Genomic DNA, 24,739 nt, shown 5'->3' on the forward strand with positions numbered 1-24,739 from the left:
CTCGCAAAAAGGCTAAGAGCTCAATTATGCTTTTAAATTCTGCGGGCATTTTGTAACAAAAATGTAACACTAAATAATTGAGTCACACAAATTTTGTCTCATATCAATAAATTTAATTGACAATGATGGACAATTTTAGTTTTCTGCTAAGACTTATAAAAATATTTGTGGGGGTAGTTTAAATGCAAAATTCATTTGCAAAGAAAACACTTAAAAATACACTTCTTGCTGGTGTGTCTGTTGCTGCTGTATCTTTAGGTATAGACGTAGCATCTGCGCAACAAAGTGAAGAAGTCGATGAGCTTATTGTTCAGGGCATTAGAAAAAGTCTTCAATCATCAAGCGATCTAAAAAGAAATGCAAAAGGGATTGTGGATGCAATTTCTGCTGAGGAGATGGGTAAATTCCCTGACACAAACTTAGCGGAATCACTCCAAAGAATTTCTGGTGTTTCCATTGACCGTCAACGTGGCGAGGGTTCAACAGTTACAGTTCGTGGTTTCGGGCCTGAATACAATTTGGTTACTTTTAATGGCCGCCAAATTGCAACATCTACTTTAGGTGATGGTGCAAGTGCTCCTTCCTCACGATCTTTTGATTTTGCTAATCTTGCCTCTGAGGGGATTGCAGGTCTTGAAGTTTATAAAACTGGTAAAGCTCCAGTTGCCAGTGGAGGTATTGGTTCAGTCATAAACATCAATACAACTCGTCCATTAGATGACAAAGGTTTTAAGGCAACTGCCTCTTACAAGGTCGTTCAAGATGAGTCTTGGAACGGTGGCTCCACACAAACTCCTGAAATTTCAGGTCTTATTTCAAATACTTGGGATTTGGCTGAAGGAGAGTTTGGTGTATCCCTATCTTTAATCTCCCAAGAGCGTAAGAGTAGTGTTAATCAAGCTACAGTTGGTTGGCGTGATGCGTATTATGGTAATGAAGGTAATTGGGGTTCTATTGTAGGAAACCCCAATCACACTGTTACCAATGGGCCTGCTGATACAGATGTTTACCGTATTCCACAAAATATGGCATACAGTTTAATTGATTTTGAATCTGAGCGTTTTAACGGTCTTTTAACCATGCAATACGCTCCAAATGACAAAATAACTGCTACATTAGATATTCTCAAAGCAACTTATGAGATTGAAGCAAGAAATAATGATGTAAGTATTTGGTTTAATCATGGAACTGTAGCTTCAGTTTGGGGTGATGGTAATCCTAAGCCAATCATTTCTTATAATGAAACTTTTGACCCAGCTGGTCCCTCAGACTTCTCTATGGGCGCAGGTTTAACAGCCAACGAAAATATACTTGATAGTGTGGGTCTTAATCTTGAGGTTCAAGCGACAGAAAATCTGAGTTTGGTATTCGATTACAATCGTTCAGAGTCTGAGTCTAAACCAAATAGTGAATACGGATCTAATAATGTCATTGGTACAGCTGCATACCAACTTGCTGGCCAAGGTATTGATTTTTCGGGTGACCTGCCAATCATGTCTGTCACAGGTGTAACTGATCAAGCCACTCTTTTCAGTTCTGCTAGCCGACAGTTTACTGGTAATGTTTATCGTTTTGCTTACATGAAGGCTAACCTTGATCAAGGTCAGGTTCATGGTACCTACGATTTTACCAACAATGATGCAATTAATGACATTATTGACAGTGTTGATTTTGGTATTTCAATTATAGATAACAAAATTGAGTCGAAGTATGGTTTCCGCCAAAATGATACTTGGGGTGGTATTCCTGGGAACACTCCAGCTAACACACCTGATGATTTATTTAAGTTAACAAGTCTTCCAAGTGCATTTGGTACAAGCTCAATAATTCCTCAGTTTCATCGTTTTAATTTCGAAGAAGCGGCTGATTTCTTGAGGGCAAACTATAATGTTTGTGGTACTGATAATGTTTGTTTTCCTGGATATACAAACACCAACAGAACACTGGAGGAAGAGACAACTTCTTTCTACATTCAGTTGAATAAGGAATTTGAACTTTTTGGACGTCCTGCAAATGTTGTGGCTGGCTTAAGACATGAAGAAACTGAGATAACTTCAACCTCACTTAGTCAAGTCCCTGTAGCATCCAACTGGGCTACAGCTAATGAGTTCTATCTTGGTTTTGCTCCAGGTGAAAACTTTCTTACTCTGACATCAGAGTATGATTATGATTTACCGTCATTAGATTTTGATATCGATATTACTGATGATGCAAAGCTTCGTATGTCTTGGAGTGAAACTATTACAAGACCTACTTATGCTGATTTGCAAGCTGGTTACTCAATTGATCAGCTTTTCAGAATTGACCGTGGTACTGGTTCAGGTGGTAACCCTGAACTTCTGCCATTCGAGTCTGAAAATTTTGATATTTCAGCTGAATATTATTATGGTGACTTAAGTTATATTTCTGTTGGTTACTTTACTAAAGATGTAGATAACTGGATTACCTCTGGTAACATTGACGTTGCTCCATTTAATGTTGGTCACCCTGGACAGGGACCTCGTTACGACGAGGCTGTAGCAGCAGTGGGAACGGATGCAAATGATGTAAGAAATTGGATCATTGCTAATTACCCAGGTACTACAGAAGTAGATGCAAATGGTCTAACTGTAATTAATGGTATTGCTGGTCAAGATCCAAATGTACCATTCCGTTTCACGGCTCCAACCAATGGTGCGAACTCTGAAACAATTGATGGTTGGGAAATTGCATGGCAGCATGATTTCACTGACACTGGTTTTGGCTTCTTAGCTAACTACACTATTGTCGATGGATCAGCTGAATACAACAATTTAACTAATGCGGCAGCTGGAAATCAGTTTGCACTGGTTGGATTGAGTGATAGTGCCAACCTTGTGGCTTACTATGATAAAGATGGTTTGCAGGCTAGGGTCGCTTATAACTGGAGAGACTCTTTCCTGAATGGAACTGGCAACCATCCTAGCTACGTTGAAGAATATGAGCAGATCGATATGAGTGCTAGTTACAGAGTCAATGATAATGTAACGGTCTTCTTTGATGGCATTAACATGACTGAAGAGGACTTACCAAGAACTCACGGTCGTGATCCGTCATATGTATACTTTGCAGCTCCTGGCTTTGCTAGATACTATTTCGGCATCCGTTACACTTACTAGATTTTTAGTAAGTTAAACTGAACACAAATTGTGGGCAGGTTAGATTTAGTCTCAAAGAGGCTTGACTAACCTGCCCCCTTTTATTTTAGAGTTAAGAGCTGTTAATTTTTAAGAAGTTTTTCATATGTCAAATGTAGAAATCTTAACTAAGGAAAAACACCAAAATCTAAAACTTAAAAAAAATAAAGATGCCTATCTAGGTATTGGGAATAGCGTATGTGTTACTTTTCCTATTGAGTTTAGAAATATTCAGTCTCATTATCCTATATTTTTTCAAAAAAATCCGGATGGTGAAGACTTTTCTTCGGTAGCCCTTCTAGGTCTAGAGCCGAAAGAAAATTTATTCGTAACGCAAGATGGTTGGGATTGTGGGTATGTTCCTTTGGCCTTAGATGTTCAGCCATTTGTTATTGGTCGTGATAGTGAAAATGAAAATGATGGACGCGTCTTTATTGATTTGGATAGTCCTTTAATTGCTGGTGATGATGAGGAAAATGGTATCGCTATCTTTGATGAAATGGGTGCTGAGTCTGAATATCTAAAAAATACAGTTAAAAATATGGAAATGCTACATTTTGGCTTTGAAAGCGGAAAAGGCTATGTGGATTGGCTGGTCAAATATGATTTGTTAGAACCATTCGTACTAGATGTTTCTCTTCAAGATCAATCTTTGAATAGGCTAACAGGTTTTCAAACTATTAACGAGGAACGGTTTAAAGAACTTGAAGATGAGTTGTTGCTCGAAATGCGAAGCAAAGGTTATTTAATGCCTACTTTTATGATTTTGGCTTCTATGGCGAGTGTTACCGGATTAATAGAAAGAAAAAACCGTCAACTATAAAAACAATTTTAATTTTCCTGATCACGGAGGATTTCGGGAAAAATGTCTTTTCAACAAATAATTGAACTGTCTTCAAAAGACCCTGATGTAATGAGAGAGGGATTTCAATCTGGACGTCCTTTTATTGTTCGTCAACTACATAGCGACTGGTTATTAGTTAAAAAGGGCAGAGAGTCAGAAACTGCACTAAAAAAGTATCTTCATGAATGCAGTTTAAAACGTGACTTTGTTTATGCGATTGGCGAGCCGGAGCAAAACGGTAAGATATTTTATAATAAAGATATGGGGGTAAATTTTGTTGAACGAAAAGCAGCCCTTAAAACAGTATTAGGTTATTTTGACGAAATCCGTGAAGCAGAAGAGGATGTAGCACTTTATCTAAGCTCATTAGAAATTCACAAATATTTTGAAAATTTGCTTACTGAGACACCTTCATATCTAAATGAAGATCAATATCGTGCAGGTTTGTGGATTGGAAATAAGATTCAGGTCCCATTGCATAATGATTTTCCCAATAATGTAGCTTGCGTAATTGGCGGGCGAAGAAAGTTTACGCTTATCCCTCCAAATCAATTTGAAAACCTTTATGTTGGGCCTATTGATTTTACACCTGCTGGACGCGCAGTAAGTATGGTTGATTTGCAAAATCCTGATTTGGATAAATATCCAAAATTTGCAGTGGCATTAGAGCATGCCCTTACAGCCGAACTTTCACCTGGAGATATCATCTATATACCGAGTATGTGGTGGCATGCGGTTGAAGGATTGGATGATTTTAATGTCATGTTAAATTTTTGGTGGCGAGAAAACCCAACATTTCTTGGTGGTCCTGACGCAGCAATGAAATTAGCTATCGCGACAATACGCGATTTGCCGCACCCAGAAAAACAACACTGGAAGCAATTATTCGAGTATTATATATTTAACAATTCTGAAGAGAATACGGCTCATATTCCTGAAAAAAGCAAGGGTGTGTTGAGCAGAATAAATTCAGATTTAGCGCGTAAAATTAAGAGTTATTTACTGGAGGTTTTAAGCTAATGACTTTGACTATGTCAGCAGAAAATGAATTTAAACTGCGTAAGATTGTTATTGCCGGTGGGGGAACTGCCGGTTGGATGGCGGCTGCGGCATTATCAAAAACCCTCGGAGAATTAGTAGATATTAAGCTCATTGAGTCTGAACAGATAGGTACAGTAGGGGTTGGCGAGGCAACAATTCCTCCGATTATTACTTTTCATAGGATGCTGGATATTCCTGAAAATGAATTCATGCGTGAAACTCAAGCAACATTTAAGCTTGGTATTAGCTTCGAAAATTGGCGTGTGGATGGTGAAAAATATATTCACTCATTCGGGACAACTGGAAAAGATCATTGGACAAGCGGCTTTCAACATTTTTGGTTGAATGGGCTAAAAAGAGGTCACAAAACTTCTTACGATGATTATTGTCTTGAGCTTAAGGCGGCGTTGGATAATAAATTTTCACACCTTCCTAATGAAGGTATGAGTTATGCCTTCCATCTTGACTCTTCACGATATGCAAAATTTTTAAGGCGTTTCTCCGAGAAGAACGGTGTGGAACGTGTTGAGGGAAAAATTAATAAAGTAAACCTCAATGGTGAAACTGGGTTTATCAGCTCTCTTGATATTGATGATGGCACTACCCTTGAGGGGGATATTTTTATCGACTGTACAGGCTTTAGGGGTTTGTTGATTGGTGAGGCATTGGGTATTGAGTTTGAGGATTGGACAGATCATTTACCTTGTAATGGTGCAATAGCTGTTCAAACGGAGTCCACTCAGCCAGCTGTTCCTTACACGCGTTCAATTGCTCATGAAGCTGGCTGGCAGTGGCGTATTCCACTTCAGCACAGAACCGGCAATGGTATTGTTTATTGTAATGATTTTCTGGATGAAAACGGAGCACTTGATAAATTATTGCAGACTGTAGAGGGCAAAACCATCACGGATCCGAATTTCATCAAATTCCGGGCTGGCACACGTAAAAAGCAATGGCATAAAAACTGTATTGCGGTTGGACTTTCTAGTGGTTTTATGGAACCGTTAGAGTCCACAAGTATTCATCTTATTCAGCGCAATATTTTGCGGTTTATTCGGATGATGCCCTACAATGAAATTTCACAGCGTGATATTGATGAATTTAATAATCAGGCTGATTGGGATATGGAAACCATACGAGATTTCCTAGTCTTGCACTACATTGCAAATGAACGAGATGACCCTTTTTGGAAAATGTGCGCTGATATTAATTTAACTGACAGCTTAAATCAAAAAATTGAGCTCTTTAGAGAGACAGGTAGAGTTTTCCGACAAAATGAAGAGTTATTCGCTGAAAATTCATGGATTCAGGTAATGATGGGGCAGGGTATTATGCCTGTGTCACATCACCCCATTGCATCAAAAATGACAGATCAAGAACTAAACACTTTTTTGAAAACTATCAGGGAAGGCGTTGAAAAAACTGTCAAAGGTCTTCCAATGCATCATGATTATGTAAAACAATATTGTGGTGTAAAAGAAATTGCATAGAAAGTACTTAAGTTCATTTAGGAAAATACTTTTGATAAAAAACTCTCATTTCATCGCATTTTTAGTCTTGATGTGGATTTTACCAGCAAATTCTGAGGCCTCGGATGTGGTTGGTTGGGAGCTCGTCTGGTCGGATGAATTTGACGGTGAGAAATTGGATATTTCCAAATGGACTTATGATGTTGATTGTTGGGGTGGTGGTAATAATGAGCGTCAATGCTACACGGATAGAGAAGAAAATGTGAAATTAGAAGATGGTTTTTTGAAGATTACTGCGCTCAAAAAACGATCTAAGGGGTATTCAGTTCCGCAGATTGCGCGTGATGGATATATTCCTAATCCAACAAGCAGTAAAAAATTTGAAAAAAAACGACAGGCCTATACTTCAGGACGGATTTCAACGCGTGGCAAACAAGCTTGGCAATATGGGCGTTTTGAGGCCAGAATGAAATTGCCAATGGGACAGGGCATGTGGCCGGCTTTTTGGATGTTACCTGAAGAGTGGCGTTACGGTGGCTGGGCTGCATCCGGTGAAATTGATATTATGGAGGCGATTAATCTATCTGCGTCATGCCCTGAATGTGAAGTCGGACGTGAAGATCGCGTCTATGGTACTTTGCATTTTGGAGGTGCTGCGCCAAATAATATTCAAAAAGGCAAAAATATTTCATTGTCTGCACCTGTAGATGGTTTTCATGTGTATGCTCTTGAGTGGAGCGAGGGCAGGATGGACTGGTATGTGGATGGTCAGCAATTCTCAACATTAACTTCTGCAGAATGGTCAACCATACCCAAAAAAGGTAATCCCAGTGCGCATGCCCCCTTTGATCATCCGTTTCATATGATTTTGAATCTTGCTGTTGGTGGTAAATGGCCCGAAGAGAACAATGATGTTGGCTACATAACACAATCATTTCCAAAGCAATTTATCGTGGACTGGGTACGTGTTTATGAATGTGGAAGCGACAAAAGAACCGGAAAAGGTTGCCACAAAAACTAAAATAGCGCTAATGCTATGCGTGATGAGGTGTCTTTTTGGTTGGAGTGGATTACGCAATTTTGATTGTTACGCTTGTAACGATTTTGTTTTTGGGTCTTGCAGGTAAAAAGAAACACGACACGCTTGAGGATTTTTTTCTCGGTAGCCGAAATTTAAATTGGCTTAAAATTGGCGCCTCTCTTTTTGCCACAAATTTCTCTGCTTCGGCCTTGGTTGGAATTACCGGTGCTGCTTATCTGACAGGCATAGCCATTTATAATTATGAGTGGATTGGTATTCTGGCTCTGATTTTTATGGCTATCGTCCTCTACAAGATGCTCTTGGGTAGCGGTGTGTTCACCATTTCTGAATATTTGAAAAAGCGATATGACCACCGTGTAACGATATTTTATTCAATCTTCATGATTTTCATGATTATTTTTATCGATCTGGCAGGGGCGCTTTATGTTGGCGGGTTGATTTTAAGCTCGTTAATCCCGTCGCTTTCTGTGAGCAATGTAATTCTATTGGCTGTTATTTTTTCAGGTGTTTATGTTTTGGCGGGCGGATTGGCAGCTATTTCTAGAACGGACTCATTACAGTTTTTGATTATTATTGCTGGCTCTATCACTGTTGCTTATTTTTCATTTGCTTCTATTCGGTTGCTTGATGATTTTCAGGCAGGATTACCGCCGGAAAGTTTTTCTTTAATTCGTTCTTTAGATGATCGTGCCGTGCCATGGCCAGGTCTCATAACAGGCATACCAATATTATGTGCTTATTTTTGGTTTGCTAATCAAAACATGTTGCAATGGGGGTTGAGTGCTAAAAGTTTGCGCGATGCGCAATTCGGATTGATTTTTACGGGTTTTTTGAAGCTCTCTGTTTTTTTTATTCTCGTTATACCGGGTGTCTTTGCGGCGGTCTTATTTCCTGGTATTGCCGAGCCAGACAGGGTTTATCTTATTTTGCTAACTGAATTATTGCCTGCCGGGGCGTTAGGCTTGGCTATGACAGGGCTTGTGGCGGCTTTGCTGTCTAACACTGACTCATCTCTTCATGCCGCAACAACAATCTTTACACTTGATCTAGTCAGGCGTCGAAAGCCAAATCTTAATGATAAGCAGCTCATTTTTATCAGTCGCACTTTTACCCTAGTCATCATGATTGTCAGTGCATTCTGGGCACGTGAGATAGATAAATTCGATACGCTATTTGAGTATGTGCAAAGCACTTTGTCCTATTCTATTGCGCCTCTTGTGACAGTATATGTCGGCGGTATTTTTTTAAACGCATTACGCCAAACGCAGCTTTTTTTTCATTACTTATCGGTATTGCCTGCTCACTAAGTTTGGTAATTCTTAAAAACTACATACCGATATTTGATTTTCATTATCTTTATGTGCCTTTACCCATTTGTCTTTTGTGTCTTCTATCTATGTTTGTAATCACTCATCTGGATACTGCTTCTTCTGAGAAGCCAAGCGCGCTTGATAAAAACCTCACATGGTCTGTTGAAGAGCACTCAGCGATTGAGATTTTAAAAGACAGATACTTGCTGATATCTTCTATACTCCTACTCACCTGTACTTTTCTATTTGTTATTTATTTTGCCTGACCATGAGACAACTTTTTATATGTATTTATTTCTCATTATTGTCACTTTCTGGGACAGGGGCTGTGCTCGCAGATACGCCTATCGGTTCTCGGCTAATCGTTATTGACCGCGCTGTTTATGCCGATCGCATGGAAGGTTTTTGGCTTGGGGCAAATATTGGAAACTGGACAGGCCGTATCACGGAAATGGATAAAATTGGCGGTGAGGGTATACATGGAAATTTTTACACGCGTGAAGACTGGGGCAAGCCTGATCTTCCGAGCATTTGGGGTGAGGGTAAGCCAAGTGATATTTCGCCAGTAATTGATTTTGTGTTGCTTGCGCCTGGCGAGGTCTGGGGGTCTGACGATGATACGGATATTGAATATATGTATCAGGAATATCTATTTCAAAACGGGCTGACAAAATTGTCAGGAGAAGATGTGAGGCAGGCATGGATTACACATATTTACGATGAACAATATCCAACCCCCTATGGTCAGGCGGATGGCGTGTTTGAAAATTATCTTTGGGTCTCCAATCAACGTGCGCATGAATTGATGTTACAGGGAGTGACGCCTCCAGAAACAAGCCGACCTGATTTAAACCCGCATTGGGAGATGATTGACGCACAACTTACAACTGAAATTTTTGGTTTGTTCGCACCAGCTCATCCTTCACTCGCTTTGGAGTTGGCGAAGATGCCAATTCAGACAACTGCGCGAGGGGAAGCGGCGCTTGCAGCAGAATTCTATGTCGTGATGCACGCACTTGCGTTATCACCTTCACTCAAGAAAATGAAAAGAAAAGATGCTTTGTTCAGTATGGCTGAGCAGGCGCGTGCTTTATTACCTGAAGGTTCCTATACTGCCGGTATGTTTGATTTTGTGAAAGCTGATTATGATCGGGGTATTCAATGGGAAGAGGCTAGGGATAGACTCTATGAGCGGTATCAAATTCAACAAGCTGATGGATATGATATGACGTCGCGAAATTTGTATTGTAACGGCTGCTTTGCGGCTGGCATTAATTTTGGCGCGAGTTTGATTAGTCTTTTTTATGGAGAAGGTGACTTCAAGAAGACCGTTAAAATTGGTACTTTAGCTGGTTGGGACTCTGATAACCCGACAGCTACTTGGGCAGGTTTATTAGGATTTATGTTGGGCAAAGTGGAGCTTGAAAAAATATTCGGAAGACAACTTTCTTCCGAATATTACATTCATCGAACTAGAAAAGGCTTTGGAAATAATGGATTTGATAATTTCTCCGCCATGGCTAAAAAGTCTGTGAGTATAGTCGATAAAATTGTTGAACAAAAACTTAATGGATCTGTTGATATTATTAGAAATGCATGGGTATTTAAAATCCCATAACAATTCAAATAATTCTTATGGTTCAATTAGTCCAGTCGTCGCCACACTTCGTCGAGCTTGTTTTCGCCAAACATAACAGTTTGACTAAAAGTGCTTTTGTCCTCAGAGAAACTTATTTCAAATTTGTAAACTTCACCAATTAGTTCTTTATTTGAATGATTTGAGATTGTTTCAGAAACATTGCCGTCTGAAAACACATAACTTCCTTGACCAATTAAGACACCTTCGGGCTTTGAGATGTCATAGTACGAGTACATAAAATTCTCAGCACTATAAATTTTTACCGCACGGGGTTCAGGTAATTTGACTTTCTCATTATTCCATTTACTTTCCGCGATTTCCCAAGCGCCCATTAGTGGGTTTGCAACGGCATGTTGGGACAAAAACATCAAAGTTAGGAACGCAAATTTAAACGCATAAATAAATTTTTTAATCATAGAAAATACTCCTTAAATAGTTTGCTTACGGATCATGGATAAAGTTAAAAATACTGGATTTAATTTTTTCTCATTGCTTTTGCTACATCCAGCATTCTGTTTGCGAAGCCCCATTCATTGTCATACCAACTCACAACGCGTGCCATTTTTTTGCCGACTAATTGAGTTTGGGTTGTGTCGAAAATTGACGAATGAGAGTTATGATTAAAATCACAAGAGACCAGCGGGTCTGAATTAATACCCAGAATGCCTTTCATTGGCCCTTTGGATGCTTTGGTCATTTCGATATTAATATCATCAATGCTGATGGTTTTCTTTAATTCAACAACGAAATCAATAACCGATACATTCGGCACCGGGACACGGACTGCCGTACCTTCTAATCGGCCTGAAAGCTCCGGTAAAACCTGACCAATCGCTTTTGCAGCACCTGTAGAGGTTGGCACCATAGATAGGGCAGCCCCTCGCGCGCGGCGTGAGTCTTTATGTATCGTATCCAGCAAGTTTTGATCCCCAGTATAGGCATGAATTGTGGTCATATGCCCCCTAACGATACCGAATTTGTCATTAAGTACTTTGGCAATTGGCGCGAGACAGTTTGTGGTGCATGACGCATTAGAGATTATCGTATGCTTGGGTTTAATTTTTTTATGATTAACACCATACACAACTGTTAAATCGACTTCTGAACCCGGGGCAGAGATAAGTACTTTCTTAGCACCTGCCTTTAGATGTTTAGAGGCGCCCTCACGAGATGTAAAAATACCAGTGCACTCCAGCACAATATCAATATTTAACTTTTCCCATGGGAGGTTGGCGGGGTCGCGCTCGGAAAAACAAGTAATATTTTGTTTTCCAATTTTTAATCCGGATTTTAATTGTCTAATCGGCGTGGTGAAATTGCCATGAATGCTATCGTGTTTGAAAAGGTGAATGTTGCTTTCCAAAGACCCGAGGTCGTTTAGCGCAACAACGTTTACGCCCTTAACATTATTCTCAATTAGGCTTCGAAGCACCATGCGACCAATGCGGCCAAACCCGTTAATAGCAATGTTTATTGTCATGGCGAGCCCTTTTGATTTCATCTCAGGTTTTGGGTTTTATTGCCTTTGTTAATTACAATTTAAGGAAAAATGACAGCGTTGTCAAAATTATTCTTGTTCGTTAGTCTTCGTACGAATATCTCTATGTTAATAAAAAATAAGCTAGTGGTTTAGAGTGAGGCGTGTTGCTTTATGTAATTGGTAAGCTGACCCCAGCTTTCCTGCGCGACCATTTCTTTATCCACCATCCAAGTGCCGCAGACACAAAAAACATTATTGAGAGATAAATAATCTACCGCATTTTTTTGGGAGATGCCGCCTGACGGCATGAAGTTGATTTGTGGCAAAGGTGCGTGAATTGATTTTAAAAAACTTGGACCGCCTGCAATGCTGGCAGGGAATAGTTTTTGATATGTAAACCCTTTTTCCAATGTGACCATTGCTTCGCTAACGCTTGTTATACCGGGAATGGCAGGGATGGGCATATTGGATAAAGCTGTGAGTAGTTCTTTGGTAATGCCAGGCGTGACGACAAAGTCGCTACCGCAATCAATAGCGGTTTGGCAATTCTGTGCATTAATCACTGTCCCTGCACCAACAATCATCTCTGGACGCTCAGCTTTGATTTTCTTTATAGCGGCAGCAGCATGTTCACTTCTGAAGGTTATTTCCAATGTGTTAATATGCGCCGCTGCAAAAGCGTCAGCGAGAGGGACGGCATGGTCAAGATTATAGATGGTTAACACTGGAACAATCGGTTTGGTTTTTATGGCATCAAGTATTTTGTTGAGTTCTGTCATGTTCATTTACTTTTAATTTCCGTCAAAGCCAAAGGCTGCAGCCCCTAACAGGGGAGCTGTTGGTTCGATGAGTAATTTAATCGGTATATTTTTCAACATGTCATTATGTGGCCATACAGAAGTAAATGCTTCAAGAGCACTTTCTGAAGATAAAAAATTAACTAAGTGCTTGGCAACACCACCGGCAATAATCACACCCCCGCGTGCCCCAGTCACGAGCGCCATATTAGCGAGAGATGACATGATTGCTTCAGCACGTATGGTGCATATCGTGGTATATGGTTCTTCGCCTTTCTCTGACTTCTCTAGGATTTCATGAGGACTGAGTTCTTGGTAGCTATACCCCTGAAGTTCACAGACTGCACGTGCGAGATTATTAAGCCCCTTGCCACCGCAAAAATTCTCTACTGATACATTTGGATTATCATGCTGCAGGATTTTAACAATTTCAATTTGTGTGTCATCTCGCGGGCTAAATAGGCTGTGTCCGCCTTCACAGGCTAGAGTTCGCCATGAAGTGCCTTGTGGCACAAGTATACAAGATCCGAAGCCCGTACCGGGGCCAGACACAAGAATAGGGGCGTTGGCATGCGCTTCGCCGCGATTGATTTCTATAAAGCCCTCTTCGCCAACTTTCGGCACAGCCATTGCCATGGCGGCGAAATCATTAACGATATCTACTGAGGAAATATGGCATTTTTCTTCAATCAGTTTGTTATCAACCAGCCAGTTTTGATTGGTAAATTTGGCCTTACCATCTTTCACCGGACCGGCAACAGCCAGAATAGCTTTTTGAGGTTTGTGTTTGATGCCGTGAACAAATTTTTCAAGGAGCTCATCAAATTGGTTGAACTCACGGGTTTTGAATTTTTCATAATCACTGATAACGATTTGTCTGTTGTCGGTTTCTATTGCGATTGCAAAGCGCGCATTTGTTCCCCCGATGTCTCCCACAAGTATCATCTACATATCCTCGAAGAAAATTGAGCCGCCAGTCTCGGCGCCGGAAACAGTTTCTCGGAAGGTGCTGAATAAGTTACGCCCCATTGTTTTGTATGAGGTTTTCGTTTTGTCAGTTGATTTTATTTCACGTGATGTGAAGTCATCAGTAAGATTTGTTAAGGTCGCATTATTACAATCAAGGCAAATCATATCGCCATCTTTGACAAGACCAAGAAAACCGTTATCTGAAGCTTCGGGCGTAATTTGTATCGCAGCGGGAACTGCTCCTGATGCCCCAGACATCCTGCCATCTGTTACAAGTCCAACATTAAAACCTTTTTCAAGTAAAGCGCTAAGCGGTGGGGTAAGCTTATGAAGCTCTGGCATGCCATTGGATTTTGGCCCTTGTCCCAGAAGAATAATCATAACATCCTTTTCCAATTCCCCGTTTTCAAAAGCTGCGACGACATCATTTTGATCATAAAAGACGTGTGCAGGGGCGGTAATAAGATAATGCTCCTGTTTCACAGCCGAGATTTTGACAATACCGCGACCAAGATTGCCGGATAAGGCTCGCAAGCCTCCATTTTTACTGAACGGGGTCCGAGCGTCGGAGATGATATTTGCATCGCCAGATGTTGCGGGGCCGGTGCGCCATTCAATCTCGTTGTTCTTAAGAACTGGCTCTGAGACAAAAGCTTCCAGTCCATCACCTAGAACGGTTTTGACATCTTCATGAAGATAGCCGTTATCTAAAAGTGTGCGGATGACGTAGCTCATACCACCTGCGGCATGGAATTGGTTTATATCGGCTTTGCCGTTTGGGTAGATTTTACAGATAAGTGGCACAATTTGTGACAACTCATCAAAATCATCCCAGTTAATATGAATACCCGCGGCGCGGGCAATGGCAGGTAAATGAATGGTGTGATTAGTTGAACCACCAGTTGCGAGCAGACCAATCATTGCATTCACAATGGATTTTTCGTTAACAATGTCGGCAATACGGTTTTTAGTTTGTGTTTTTTGAGCATTTTCAACAAGCTGTTTAACGGCTTCTCGGGTGAGAGCGTCTCGGATATCGGTTTCGGGCGGGACAAAAGCTGCACCAGGGACATGCAGTCCCATAATTTCCATAAGCATCTGATTTGAGTTCGCTGTACCATAAAATGTACAAGTACCGGCGCTGTGATAACTTTTCATTTCCGTTTCTAGTAATTCCTCGCGGCTCGCTTCTCCGCGAGCATAAGCTTTTCGTACACGGCTTTTTTCTTCATTGGGGAGGCCTGATGGCATCGGCCCAGAAGGAATGAAAATACTCGGCAAGTGACCAAATTGTAGAGCACCCATCAACAGACCGGGAACAATCTTGTCGCAAATGCCAAGATAAATTGCGGCATCAAATGTGTTGTGTGACAAGGCAACAACCGTGGACATAGCAATTACATCACGCGAAAATAAGGATAACTCCATACCGGTTTGGCCCTGAGTGACACCGTCACACATGGCGGGAACACCGCCGGCAACTTGTGTCGTCGCGTTAAATTCTCTTGCAAAACCACGAATAAGATTTGGATAGCGTTCATAGGGTTGATGCGCGGAAAGCATGTCATTATAGGCCGTTACAATAGCAAGATGCGCCCAGTCTCCGGCTATCATGGATTTTTTATCTGCGACAGGGCAGGCTGCTGTTGCATGTGCAACATTACCTGCGGAGAGACCTTTTGCGCTATGTGCGGTCTGCGCCTCTTCAATCATATCGAGGTAATCAGTCCTGCTTGCCTGAGACCTGTCAGCAATCTTTTTTGTTATCTCTATGATTTTCTTATGGGTCATATTTGTCATCAGGCGCGAGCATAGCCTGTCTCACAGCTAGGTCGCAGAGTTATAATGTTGCAAGGATAGTCAATTTTGACTTTAAAATGTTAATGGCGTGATTTACAGGCAAATGTTTGTCTGGTTGTTCCAGGCAAGATGTCAGAAGATCAAGCTTCTCTTTTCCTGTAATTATCAAAACAGCCTTCTGGCACATATGTAAAGTGTAGGGTGTAATCGTCATGCGCGATGTATAGGCGCCGGTAATTTCATTTTGTTCTGGATGAATGGGCGCGACAAGAAACTTGTCACGGCGGGTCATCAAAGATTGATATTCCTGTGCCGTCGCAAACCATGATGCGACGTGTCCGTCAGTTCCCATACCCAGGACAATATAAAAAGGGCGCGGCAACTGTTGATAATTCATTTCAATGCTAAGAGCACCTTCATCTGGTGTTTGATGTTTGGATTTCATAGGCATGAAATTGACATCTCTTGCGTGGTTTTTGATGAGTGTTTCCTTGATCGTACGGGCATTGGAGCCTTTATCTTGCTCATCCACCCATCTTTCATCCGCCGGTGCGACGTAAATATTGCGCCAGTTTAAGTCAATCTCTGAAAGTCTGTCATATACTGGGCCGGGTGTGCTACCGCCCGACATAAACAGAGAGCATGTCTGTCCGCCCAGCATTTTTGAAATTCTGTCAACAGCGACACCATCGAGTTGATCCCGAGTGTCGAAAATCTCAATCTTTGGGTGTTGAATACTCATCTCAGGCTTTTTCTTCCCACCAAGCACGGTTTTCACGATCTAATAACATTGCTGATTGCAACGGGCCATTTGTGCCAGCCATATATGTTACTATTGGTTGGTTGGCCTCCTCCCAAGATTGCAGGAGATTATCTGTCCACTGCCACGCAGCCTCAACCTCGTTATGCCCCATAAAGAGAGAGAGATTGCCGCGCACGACATCCATGAGAAGCCTCTCATAAGCATCGGGATAACTGACTTCAGCAAAGCTCTCCGCATAGGACAAATCAAGTGGCAGCGATTTTAGCGTTAAGATGCCGGGGCCAGGTTCTTTAATTTGCATATAAAGGCGCATGCCTTCATCTGGCTGAAGTCTGATAACAAGTCGGTTCGGCTCTCTAATACCTTCACCGAAAACATTATGGGGCAGGGGCTTAAATTGAATAACTATTTCTGAACGGCGCGCTGCCATTCTCTTTCCGGTTCGAAGGTAAAACGGCACTCCCGCCCAGCGCCAGTTTTCAATCTCGGTTTTGATAGCGACAAATGTTTCCGTAGTGCTGTTCTTAAGTTTATCAGGTAGGCCTTCCGTATAGCCGCTGACAGCCTGTTTCTCGATGTGACCGCTTATATATTGTCCGCGAACAGTTTCTTTAAGCACTGATTGTGCGTCAAACCCTTTAAGCGCGCGCAAAACTTTGATTTTTTCTTCTCTCACATCTTCAGCTTTAAGCGAAATCGGAGCTTCCATAGCGGTAAGGCAAAGAAGTTGAAGCAAATGGTTTTGCATAATGTCACGAACAGCGCCGGACTTATCGTAATATTCATGGCGATTTTCAACACCGAGCGTCTCTGATACGGTGATTTGTACATGGTCAATAGAATTGTTAGACCACAGAGGTTCAAACATTGTATTAGCAAATCTCAAGACCAATAGATTCTGAACTGTCTCTTTCCCGAGATAATGATCCATACGGAAAATCGAGTTTTCATCGAACACGGCACGTACGCCCTGATTGATTTCAATGGCAGATTGCAGATCTGTCCCAATCGGCTTTTCTAATACGACACGAGCATTCTCTGATTTGGTTCCTGTTTCAGCTATACTGTTGCAAATTGGAACATACAGATGTGGGGAAACAGCAAGGTAGAAGATGCATGGATGGTTCTTATCCGAAATTAGGTTTTTGAGTTCGGCCCATTTTTGACATTGTTGGGTGGCATCCATTTCAATATAGGTGAGCATAGATACGAATTCTGCCCATTTCGCTTTTGGAAACGCCCCCCCCTTCAACGCTGATTTTACACAGGCATCATATGCAAATTTCAGGAATTCTTCTTCCGTGAGGGTCTGCCTGGATATACCGATAATTTTGCTAGCGCGGTCTATCTGTCCATCAAGAAATCGGTGGAATAGGGCGGGTATAAGTTTCAGTTTTGAAAGATCACCCGTGACACCAAAAATGACAATATCAAAAGAACCGACGGGAACAAATTTGGCCATATTATTTACCTAATATTTAGGAGCTGTTCGACCACTCTAATCCAGAATGATTGAAATTTAAATTACTCATATATGACAGCGCTGTCAATTTAAGCTTCAAGATTATTTTCACTTTTTTCAGTGAAGGGATTAAGACGACTTCCTTTTATTTGTACTTTTTCTGATAATAATTTCAGAGACAAATTCATGTCTTTTATTTTTGATGATCTCGCCTGAAATTAATCTGATGAGAAGATTTGTCGCGTAACTCGCCATCTCAATAACAGGTGGAGAGACAGTTGTAAGGCTTGGCCAGAACAGGCCTGAAAAACGAATATTGTCATAGCCTGCTATCGCAATTTCATCTGGGATTTTTTTGCCATCGTTCAAAGCCGCCATTATTACACCCATTGCCATTTCATCATTGGCAGCGAAAATAGCTGTGGCTTCGGGTAATTTTTTCATTATGTCAACATAAGCATCATGCCCTGATTGCATGGTGAAGTCGCCACTTTTGATATTTTTATTGGAGGCATTCAAACCATGATGTTTCATGGCTGAAATAAAGCCTTTTTGACGATCGGAAGCCGCCTTATGTGATTTCAGCCCACCAAGAAAAGCTATGTTCTCATGCCCGAGCGTGATGAGATGTTCGGTGATTTCAAATGCAGATCTTTCTTCATCAACAAAAACGTAATAATCATCATTGCTTGCCTCCTGAGGGGATATCAGAACCAGTTTGATATCCTGTTTTTTAAGAGCTTCAATGAGCTTTGCATCATCACAAAGAGGTGGTGACAATATAAGGCCGTCAATATTAAAAGAGGAGGCATAATCGAGCGTTTGGGCGATGAAATTTTTTCTGCTGTAGTCCGTTGCTTCAGCGACTGCGTAATACCCGTGTTTGTGGCAGGCTTTCTGCATGCCTGTGTAGATTTTAGAGAGGTAGTCCGTATTCAAATTATCGTAAAAATGCGTGATAACGTAAGAACGGTTACTGGCAAGTTGGCGAGCTGATATATTTGGACGAAAATTGAACTTTTTAGCTGCACGTAAAACAGCTTCACGTTTTTCTTTTCGCACATGAGGGCTGTTGTTTAAGGCACGAGACGCGGTCTTGAGGGACACACCTGCTTCTTTTGCGATATCCGTAACGGTTACTCTCTTTTTCTTATGACGCAAAGACATTCTTAAACTTTCATAAAATGCAAAACAGAATGAGCAAATATATATACCCATGAAGACAATGCAAATGCAAAACTCTGCTTTAAGAATATTTGCTGCAGTTGTTTAGAATTTTTGTAATTGTCTGAATATTTATCAATAGGATAGGTTGAATTATGGCGGAGAGGGAGGGATTCGAACCCCCGGAACGCGCAAACGCTCAACGGTTTTCAAGACCGCCGCTTTCAACCACTCAGCCACCTCTCCAACGGTATCTGAATAACGCGACCGCCCGTTAAGGGCAAGTCATTTTCGGTATCAATCTCGTAAACGAATCCGGTTAAATAATAATTGGTGGTATTTATATGATGCGGTTTTTCTCAAGCCTTATTGTTTTATTTGCTTTGACAGCAGTTTTGCCTGCATGTGCGCAGCTTCAATTCGGCGCAGAACTGGCAAAACAGGGCAAAAGAACTGCGGCAGGCGGTATCTATAAAGTTGGCAAGCCTTATAAGATTGCCGGGGAATGGTATTATCCAAGAGAAAACACAAAATACGATAATATTGGTATTGCGTCCTGGTATGGCCCGAAATTTCAAGGAAGAAGAACAGCTAATGGCGAAATTTTCGATATGAATCTACTTACGGCAGCACATCCAACATTACCTATGCCGGTTATGGTTCAGGTGACTAATCTTGAAAACGGGCGCTCAATGAAATTACGTGTTAACGATCGTGGCCCTTTTAAGAAAAATCGTGAAATTGACCTGTCTCGCCGCGCCGCGGAAATCCTTGGCTTTAAAGATAAAGGTACGGCAAGGGTACGGGTGAAGTACCTCCACCGAGCACCGCTGTATAATCAACGCGGTCAGCTTATTTCAGGTGATGAAAGCGATAGTTTTGTTTTTGACAAGCCCTATACGCCAACACGGGATAGATATGTCAGCGCAGCGCCAATCACAGAAGTGGAAACGAAATCTTTGGATGGGCAAGATTTGCCGTCAAAAAAATCTGTTCTGCCTGAGCAGAAATACTATGTTCAGCTTGGTGTCTTTAGTAGGAAGGACTCAGCTGAAGCTTTACGCCAGAAACTTGGACAAATTGGACAGGTCGAGGTGAGTGAATTAACATCTGGGGGCAGACAGTTATATCGTGTGCGCGTCGGGCCGGTGAATAGTCGAGTTGATGCGAATATTTTAGTTGATGATGTCCTGGATAATGGTCATCAAGATGCATTCATTTTAGAAGAATAATTTAAAAGATTTGAAGGCGAAAGCATGAGGGGGAAAGCGTGAAAAGATTAAAATTATGTATGCTGTTTCTGATTTTATTTATCACGTCAATCAACAATAACGCCCACGCTATTGAGACGCGCGCCACCCATGCTATATTGGTAGATTATGAAACGGGCATGGTTCTATTTGAGCATAATCCCGATACGCTGATGTCGCCAGCCAGTATGAGTAAGCTGATGACGGTTCTTATGGTTCTTGAAGCCGTGGAGGATGGGCGCATCAGTATGAATGACAAATTCTTTGTTAGTGACGATGCGTGGCGTCGCGGTGGATCAAAGTCTGGAAGTTCCACTATGTTTCTAAATGCCCGTTCACGAGTTTCGGTTGAAAACTTATTGCGCGGGGTCATTATCCAGTCCGGCAATGATGCCTGTATTGCCCTTGCTGAGGGGTTGGGAGGGTCAGAGCTGGGTTTTGCGGAAATGATGACGGAGCGTGCGCGAGATCTCGGGATGGAAAATTCGACATTTGTGAATTCTACCGGCTGGCCTGATGAAGAGCATAAAACAACTGCGCGTGACCTAGCTAATCTCACTAAGCATCTTATTAAACACCACTCCTCATCATATGGCATGTTTGCAGAGCGCAGTTTTACTTGGAATGGAATAACTCAGCAAAATAGAAACCCTTTGCTTTATGCCAATATGGGTGCTGATGGTCTTAAAACTGGCCATACACAGGACTCCGGTTATGGGTTGGTCGCGTCCGCAGAGCAAAATGGCAGAAGACTCATTTTGGTGGTCAACGGCTTGCAAAGTAAAAAAGAACGCGCTTCTGAAGCCAGAAAATTGATGAATTGGGGGTTCCGTGCCTTTACGAATGATACGCTTGCAACCCCTGACGATGTTCTTGTCCGCGCGCCTGTTTGGCAAGGAGAATTTGCAAGGGTTGGCTTGGCGCCTTCTAAGGCGTTTCGTGTTGTTCTACCGCGGACGGGGTTACGCAAAATGGTTGTTACGGCAAGCTATGACAAACCCATTCTTGCTCCAATTACAAAAGGAATGCGGGTTGGTAAATTACGTGTGACCTTGCCCGGCCTGGAAACTCAAGAAATTGATCTGGTTACAACCGCCAATATTGAACGCGAAGGCATGCTCGCGCGCGCGCTTTCTGCCATATCCTATGTTATATTCGGTGAATAAGGATATGGTTTATGGATGCTCCCAGCGTTAAAAATCCCGGTCGTTTCATTACGCTTGAAGGTGGTGAGGGGGCTGGCAAATCAACACAGATACAGGTCGTAAAAGACTTTCTCCTGACTCGTGGAAACGATGTGGTTGTTACACGAGAGCCGGGTGGCACATCTGAAGGACAAGAAATCCGTAACCTGCTTGTTAGTGGGGATAAAGATAAGTGGTCGCCCTTATCGGAAACACTATTAATTTTGGCAGACCGTGCCGCGCATCTGGAACGCGTAATTCGACCTGCATTGGCAGAAGGTAAATACGTCGTTTGTGATAGATTCTTTGATTCGACCAGAGCTTATCAGGGCGTTGCGGGTGGATTAGGTTTGGATGTCATTCATAATCTTCAGCAGCCTGTTCTCGGCACGACATTACCCGATGTTACACTTTTGTTGGATATTGACCCTGAAAAAGGCTTGCGTCGTGCTCAAGAGCGTGGTGGCGAATTAAGGTTTGAAAGTAAAACGCTGGCATATCACCGTACATTGCGAAATGCATTTTTAGATTTTGCAGCCCAAGAGCCTGATCGTATATTTGTTATTGATGCTGATCGAGATGTTGAGGTCGTAAGCGCTGATATTCTTGCTGTTTTGGATGAACGTTTAGATGTTTGAATTTGTTGATGAATTGCCTGATATAGACGGCGTGCGCTCACCGCGTTTTTGTCGTGAATTGGTAGGGCAAGATGCTGCCGTTTCTCATTTTTTATCCAATCTTGCGCAGAGCAAGTTACACCATGCTTGTTTGCTAACCGGGCCAAAAGGTGTCGGCAAGGCAAGTTTTGCTCATATGGCGGCCCGTTTTATGTTTCATCATGTTGACCCTGTTTTTGCCGCAAAAAATGCACAAAATATGAGTGTTTTGGATGATGAAAGATTAGGTAAACAAATTGAGCAAGGCAGTCACCCCGATTTAATGATTGTTACACGCCCCTGGGATTCCGCGAAAGAGCGTTTTAAGCAAGCGATATCAGTCGATGAAGTCAGGAAAATCAGGTCATTTTTTAATTTAAGCGCCGGGATGGGCGGGTGGCGCATTTGTATTATTGATGCGGCGGATGACATGACATTGAATGCTGCCAATGCACTTCTAAAAATACTTGAGGAACCCCCTCCTAAGTCACTGTTTTTAATTGTTTCTCATCAATCAGGAAGTCTGCTGGAAACCATACGTTCACGATGTATGAAAATCGCTTTCCAGCCTCTTAAATATGCTCACATACAGCACCTTATGCAGCAGTCCATTGAAGATAGTTCTGATAATGCCGCTTCTTCACAATCATTAGCGGCTATTTCACACTTGTCGCGCGGGAGTATTGGCCGCGCTTTGCATATACATGACACAAATGGCCTGGAGGTTTACTCGGATATGGTTAAATTGCTGCGTCAATTTCCGTCGATTAAAGCAGATATGTTACATGAGGTCGCAGAAAGAATGTCTAAACGAAATACCGAGCATCTGTTTGCGGATATGGGGGAGTTTCTCCAGCAATGGCTTCATCAATTGGCGCGGTTTTTAGCAAAGGGACAAATGCCGGAAGTTATTTTTGAAGGGGAGGAAGCCGCTATTCAGACAATGGCTTCTCATAGACCTCTTGAAGCATGGGTGGATGTATGGGAGAAGGTGACGGAACTCTTTGATAATGCCAAGCGCCTTAATCTTGATCGCAAGCAAACCATACTTGAAAGTTTCAAACTTATTCAATCAGGTGTCTAGCTTGAGGTAAATTTAGGTAAATAATGACGCGACCTTATTTCATAACCACAGCAATCTCTTATCCAAATGGCCCGCCACATATTGGGCATGCTTATGAAGCTATTGCGACGGATGTGATTGCGCGCTTTCACCGTCTCGCGGGTAAAGAAGTATATTTCTTAACAGGAACAGATGACCATGGTCAAAAAATGTTCCAGACCGCGCGTGATCAAAACATGACGCCTTTAGAACTTGCGGATCAGTTGACTCCAAGATTTAGAGATATGGTTTCGGCGTTTAAGTGCTCAAATGATGATTTTATCCGCACCTCGGAGGATCGACACTACAAAGCTGTTGCAGCAATTTGGCAACGTATGGCTGATAACGGGGACATATATAAAGACTCATATGCGGGTTGGTATTCAATTAGAGACGAAGCTTTTTATACGGAAGCTGAATTGATTACTGATAAAGCAGGTAATAAAACAGCGCCCTCTGGCACAGAGGTTGAGTGGGTAGAAGAAGAAAGCTATTTTTTCCGTCTTTCCGCTTATCAGGACAGATTGCTGGATTATTATAACAGCCACCCTGATTTTATTGCACCGACAACCCGCAAAAATGAAATCGTTTCATTTGTATCGGGTGGGTTGAAAGATCTGTCTATATCCAGAACCAGTTTTAGTTGGGGGGTTCCGGTACCAAATGACCCTGAGCATGTGGTTTATGTCTGGGTTGATGCGCTCACTAATTATTTAACTGCTGCAGGTTTTCCAGAAAATGAAGCTCCTGTGTGGCCTGCTGCTTTACATATTATAGGTAAGGATATTACGCGTTTTCATGCGGTTTATTGGCCTGCCTTTTTGATGTCAGCCAATCTTGATCTGCCGGAAAAGATTTTTGCCCACGGGTTTCTAACGTTGCGCGGGGAGAAAATGTCAAAATCAGCGGGTAATGTGATGGATCCGTTTAATATGGTCGCGCGTTATGGCTCTGAAAACCTGCGCTATTTTTTCATGAGGGAAGTGCCTTTTGGTCAAGATGGCAGTTTTAGTGACGAAGCTATTGTCAACCGAGTGAATGCCGATCTTGCAAATGATTTGGGTAATCTCGCGCAACGTAGTCTGTCCATGATTGCAAAGAATTGTGATGGCATCATGCCGACACCTGACTTAAATGAGGATGGTGATGCTAAACTCCTGAAATTGGCAGATGCTCTTCAGGATAAGGTTGTCAATGCTATGGATAAGCTAGCAATTCATGATTATTTAAAATCCGTTTTTGAATTGGTGTCTGAAGCTAATCGCTATTTTGCCGAGCAGGAGCCTTGGAGCTTGAAAAAAACTGATCCGGCACGCATGGGAACTGTGCTCTACCTCGCTGCGGAAACCATCCGACAGTCGGCGGTTGCGCTTCAGCCGGTCATTCCAGAAGGTTCCTCAAAATTGCTCGATTTATTAACCATACCAGATGATCAAAGAAGTTTTGACTCTCTGGGTTCTACCGGTAGGCTCGCTTCGGGTCAAAATTTACCGAAGCCCGAAGTAATTTTTCCTCGTCTTGAAGTAGACTCAGAAACTTAATTCCATTCATTTTATATCAATATTTACTGTGGTATTTATATCACTAATATGGTTAGCTCATTATTAGATGT

General features: G+C 42.0%; 20 protein-coding genes and 1 tRNA gene. 12 read left to right on the forward strand and 9 right to left on the reverse strand.

Annotation, left to right across the window (positions count from 1 at the left end):
* The first annotated feature begins 182 nt into the window (after positions 1-182).
* From RS24_RS01245 to RS24_RS01275, 7 genes are all read left to right on the forward strand, one after another.
* Entirely contained in the window at positions 183-3,137 is a 2,955-nt protein-coding gene (locus RS24_RS01245; RefSeq protein WP_021776357.1) for a TonB-dependent receptor, read from the forward strand.
* Between the two features lie 124 nt (positions 3,138-3,261).
* Positions 3,262-3,978, forward strand: a complete 717-nt coding sequence (locus tag RS24_RS01250) for a SapC family protein (RefSeq protein WP_021776358.1) — start codon at positions 3,262-3,264, stop codon at positions 3,976-3,978.
* A 42-nt stretch (positions 3,979-4,020) separates the two neighbouring features.
* Positions 4,021-5,019 carry a cupin-like domain-containing protein gene (locus RS24_RS01255; RefSeq protein ID WP_021776359.1) on the forward strand — a complete coding sequence of 333 codons (999 nt, stop codon included), beginning with the start codon at positions 4,021-4,023 and terminating at the stop codon, positions 5,017-5,019.
* Complete coding sequence (locus RS24_RS01260; protein WP_021776360.1) at positions 5,019-6,530, forward strand: tryptophan halogenase family protein; 1,512 nt, start codon at positions 5,019-5,021, stop codon at positions 6,528-6,530. The genes RS24_RS01255 and RS24_RS01260 overlap by 1 nt, the downstream gene beginning before the upstream one ends.
* 31 nt (positions 6,531-6,561) lie before the next feature.
* A complete protein-coding gene (locus tag RS24_RS01265; protein ID WP_021776361.1) occupies positions 6,562-7,530 on the forward strand; it encodes a glycoside hydrolase family 16 protein in 969 nt (322 codons plus the stop codon).
* Between the two features lie 44 nt (positions 7,531-7,574).
* Positions 7,575-8,858: an SLC5 family protein gene (locus tag RS24_RS01270; RefSeq protein WP_239642388.1), complete on the forward strand. Its 1,284-nt coding sequence runs from the start codon at positions 7,575-7,577 to the stop codon at positions 8,856-8,858.
* Positions 8,859-9,189: 331 nt separating this feature from the next.
* Entirely contained in the window at positions 9,190-10,479 is a 1,290-nt protein-coding gene (locus tag RS24_RS01275; protein ID WP_239642383.1) for an ADP-ribosylglycohydrolase family protein, read from the forward strand.
* A 26-nt stretch (positions 10,480-10,505) separates the two neighbouring features.
* Here the strand turns inward: RS24_RS01275 and RS24_RS01280 are convergent, their stop codons facing one another.
* The 9 genes from RS24_RS01280 to RS24_RS01320 all read right to left on the reverse strand — a co-directional run bounded on the left by RS24_RS01280 (position 10,506) and on the right by RS24_RS01320 (position 19,181).
* Entirely contained in the window at positions 10,506-10,916 is a 411-nt protein-coding gene (locus RS24_RS01280; RefSeq protein ID WP_021776364.1) for a hypothetical protein, read from the reverse strand.
* A gap of 59 nt (positions 10,917-10,975) precedes the next feature.
* Positions 10,976-11,980 (reverse strand): type I glyceraldehyde-3-phosphate dehydrogenase, encoded by a 1,005-nt coding sequence (gap, locus tag RS24_RS01285; protein ID WP_021776365.1) that lies wholly within the window; start codon positions 11,978-11,980, stop codon positions 10,976-10,978.
* A 149-nt stretch (positions 11,981-12,129) separates the two neighbouring features.
* Positions 12,130-12,765 (reverse strand): bifunctional 4-hydroxy-2-oxoglutarate aldolase/2-dehydro-3-deoxy-phosphogluconate aldolase, encoded by a 636-nt coding sequence (gene eda, locus RS24_RS01290; RefSeq protein WP_021776366.1) that lies wholly within the window; start codon positions 12,763-12,765, stop codon positions 12,130-12,132.
* Positions 12,766-12,771: 6 nt separating this feature from the next.
* Positions 12,772-13,722, reverse strand: coding sequence for a glucokinase (locus tag RS24_RS01295; RefSeq protein WP_021776367.1), 951 nt, complete (start codon positions 13,720-13,722; stop codon positions 12,772-12,774).
* Positions 13,723-15,537, reverse strand: a complete 1,815-nt coding sequence (gene edd / locus RS24_RS01300; RefSeq protein ID WP_038300417.1) for a phosphogluconate dehydratase — start codon at positions 15,535-15,537, stop codon at positions 13,723-13,725.
* A gap of 49 nt (positions 15,538-15,586) precedes the next feature.
* On the reverse strand, positions 15,587-16,288 hold the full coding sequence (locus RS24_RS01305) for a 6-phosphogluconolactonase (protein ID WP_021776369.1): 702 nt from the start codon (positions 16,286-16,288) through the stop codon (positions 15,587-15,589).
* 1 nt (position 16,289) lies between these two features.
* Positions 16,290-17,771: a glucose-6-phosphate dehydrogenase gene (zwf, locus tag RS24_RS01310; RefSeq protein ID WP_021776370.1), complete on the reverse strand. Its 1,482-nt coding sequence runs from the start codon at positions 17,769-17,771 to the stop codon at positions 16,290-16,292.
* A 129-nt stretch (positions 17,772-17,900) separates the two neighbouring features.
* On the reverse strand, positions 17,901-18,938 hold the full coding sequence (locus tag RS24_RS01315; RefSeq protein ID WP_038300418.1) for a LacI family DNA-binding transcriptional regulator: 1,038 nt from the start codon (positions 18,936-18,938) through the stop codon (positions 17,901-17,903).
* A 153-nt stretch (positions 18,939-19,091) separates the two neighbouring features.
* A tRNA-Ser gene (locus RS24_RS01320) sits at positions 19,092-19,181 on the reverse strand.
* Between the two features lie 98 nt (positions 19,182-19,279).
* Here RS24_RS01320 and RS24_RS01325 point away from each other — a divergent pair.
* The 5 genes from RS24_RS01325 to metG are packed head-to-tail and all read left to right on the forward strand — an operon-like array spanning position 19,280 to position 24,668.
* A complete protein-coding gene (locus RS24_RS01325) occupies positions 19,280-20,167 on the forward strand; it encodes a septal ring lytic transglycosylase RlpA family protein (RefSeq protein WP_021776372.1) in 888 nt (295 codons plus the stop codon).
* A gap of 38 nt (positions 20,168-20,205) precedes the next feature.
* Positions 20,206-21,351, forward strand: coding sequence for a D-alanyl-D-alanine carboxypeptidase family protein (locus tag RS24_RS01330; protein ID WP_021776373.1), 1,146 nt, complete (start codon positions 20,206-20,208; stop codon positions 21,349-21,351).
* A gap of 11 nt (positions 21,352-21,362) precedes the next feature.
* Positions 21,363-22,007 carry a dTMP kinase gene (tmk, locus tag RS24_RS01335; RefSeq protein WP_021776374.1) on the forward strand — a complete coding sequence of 215 codons (645 nt, stop codon included), beginning with the start codon at positions 21,363-21,365 and terminating at the stop codon, positions 22,005-22,007.
* Positions 22,000-23,109 (forward strand): DNA polymerase III subunit delta', encoded by a 1,110-nt coding sequence (locus RS24_RS01340; protein WP_021776375.1) that lies wholly within the window; start codon positions 22,000-22,002, stop codon positions 23,107-23,109. Before tmk ends, RS24_RS01340 begins: the two co-directional genes overlap by 8 nt.
* A gap of 23 nt (positions 23,110-23,132) precedes the next feature.
* Entirely contained in the window at positions 23,133-24,668 is a 1,536-nt protein-coding gene (metG, locus tag RS24_RS01345) for a methionine--tRNA ligase (RefSeq protein ID WP_021776376.1), read from the forward strand.
* Positions 24,669-24,739: the final 71 nt, after the last annotated feature.

This window comes from Candidatus Micropelagos thuwalensis, assembly GCF_000469155.1.
GTDB lineage: Bacteria > Pseudomonadota > Alphaproteobacteria > RS24 > RS24 > Micropelagius > Micropelagius thuwalensis.

Excerpts from the sequence above, each read along its gene's own strand:
- RS24_RS01245 (WP_021776357.1), top strand. The coding sequence starts at position 183 with ATGCAAAATTCATTTGCAAAGAAAACACTTAAAAATACACTTCTTGCT.
- RS24_RS01250 (WP_021776358.1), top strand. The coding sequence starts at position 3,262 with ATGTCAAATGTAGAAATCTTAACTAAGGAAAAACACCAAAATCTAAAA.
- RS24_RS01255 (WP_021776359.1), top strand. The coding sequence starts at position 4,021 with ATGTCTTTTCAACAAATAATTGAACTGTCTTCAAAAGACCCTGATGTA.
- RS24_RS01260 (WP_021776360.1), top strand. The coding sequence starts at position 5,019 with ATGACTTTGACTATGTCAGCAGAAAATGAATTTAAACTGCGTAAGATT.
- RS24_RS01280 (WP_021776364.1), bottom strand. The coding sequence starts at position 10,916 with ATGATTAAAAAATTTATTTATGCGTTTAAATTTGCGTTCCTAACTTTG.
- gap (WP_021776365.1), bottom strand. The coding sequence starts at position 11,980 with ATGACAATAAACATTGCTATTAACGGGTTTGGCCGCATTGGTCGCATG.
- eda (WP_021776366.1), bottom strand. The coding sequence starts at position 12,765 with ATGAACATGACAGAACTCAACAAAATACTTGATGCCATAAAAACCAAA.
- RS24_RS01295 (WP_021776367.1), bottom strand. The coding sequence starts at position 13,722 with ATGATACTTGTGGGAGACATCGGGGGAACAAATGCGCGCTTTGCAATC.
- edd (WP_038300417.1), bottom strand. The coding sequence starts at position 15,537 with ATGACCCATAAGAAAATCATAGAGATAACAAAAAAGATTGCTGACAGG.
- RS24_RS01305 (WP_021776369.1), bottom strand. The coding sequence starts at position 16,288 with ATGAGTATTCAACACCCAAAGATTGAGATTTTCGACACTCGGGATCAA.
- zwf (WP_021776370.1), bottom strand. The coding sequence starts at position 17,771 with ATGGCCAAATTTGTTCCCGTCGGTTCTTTTGATATTGTCATTTTTGGT.
- RS24_RS01315 (WP_038300418.1), bottom strand. The coding sequence starts at position 18,938 with ATGTCTTTGCGTCATAAGAAAAAGAGAGTAACCGTTACGGATATCGCA.
- RS24_RS01325 (WP_021776372.1), top strand. The coding sequence starts at position 19,280 with ATGATGCGGTTTTTCTCAAGCCTTATTGTTTTATTTGCTTTGACAGCA.
- tmk (WP_021776374.1), top strand. The coding sequence starts at position 21,363 with ATGGATGCTCCCAGCGTTAAAAATCCCGGTCGTTTCATTACGCTTGAA.
- RS24_RS01340 (WP_021776375.1), top strand. The coding sequence starts at position 22,000 with ATGTTTGAATTTGTTGATGAATTGCCTGATATAGACGGCGTGCGCTCA.
- metG (WP_021776376.1), top strand. The coding sequence starts at position 23,133 with ATGACGCGACCTTATTTCATAACCACAGCAATCTCTTATCCAAATGGC.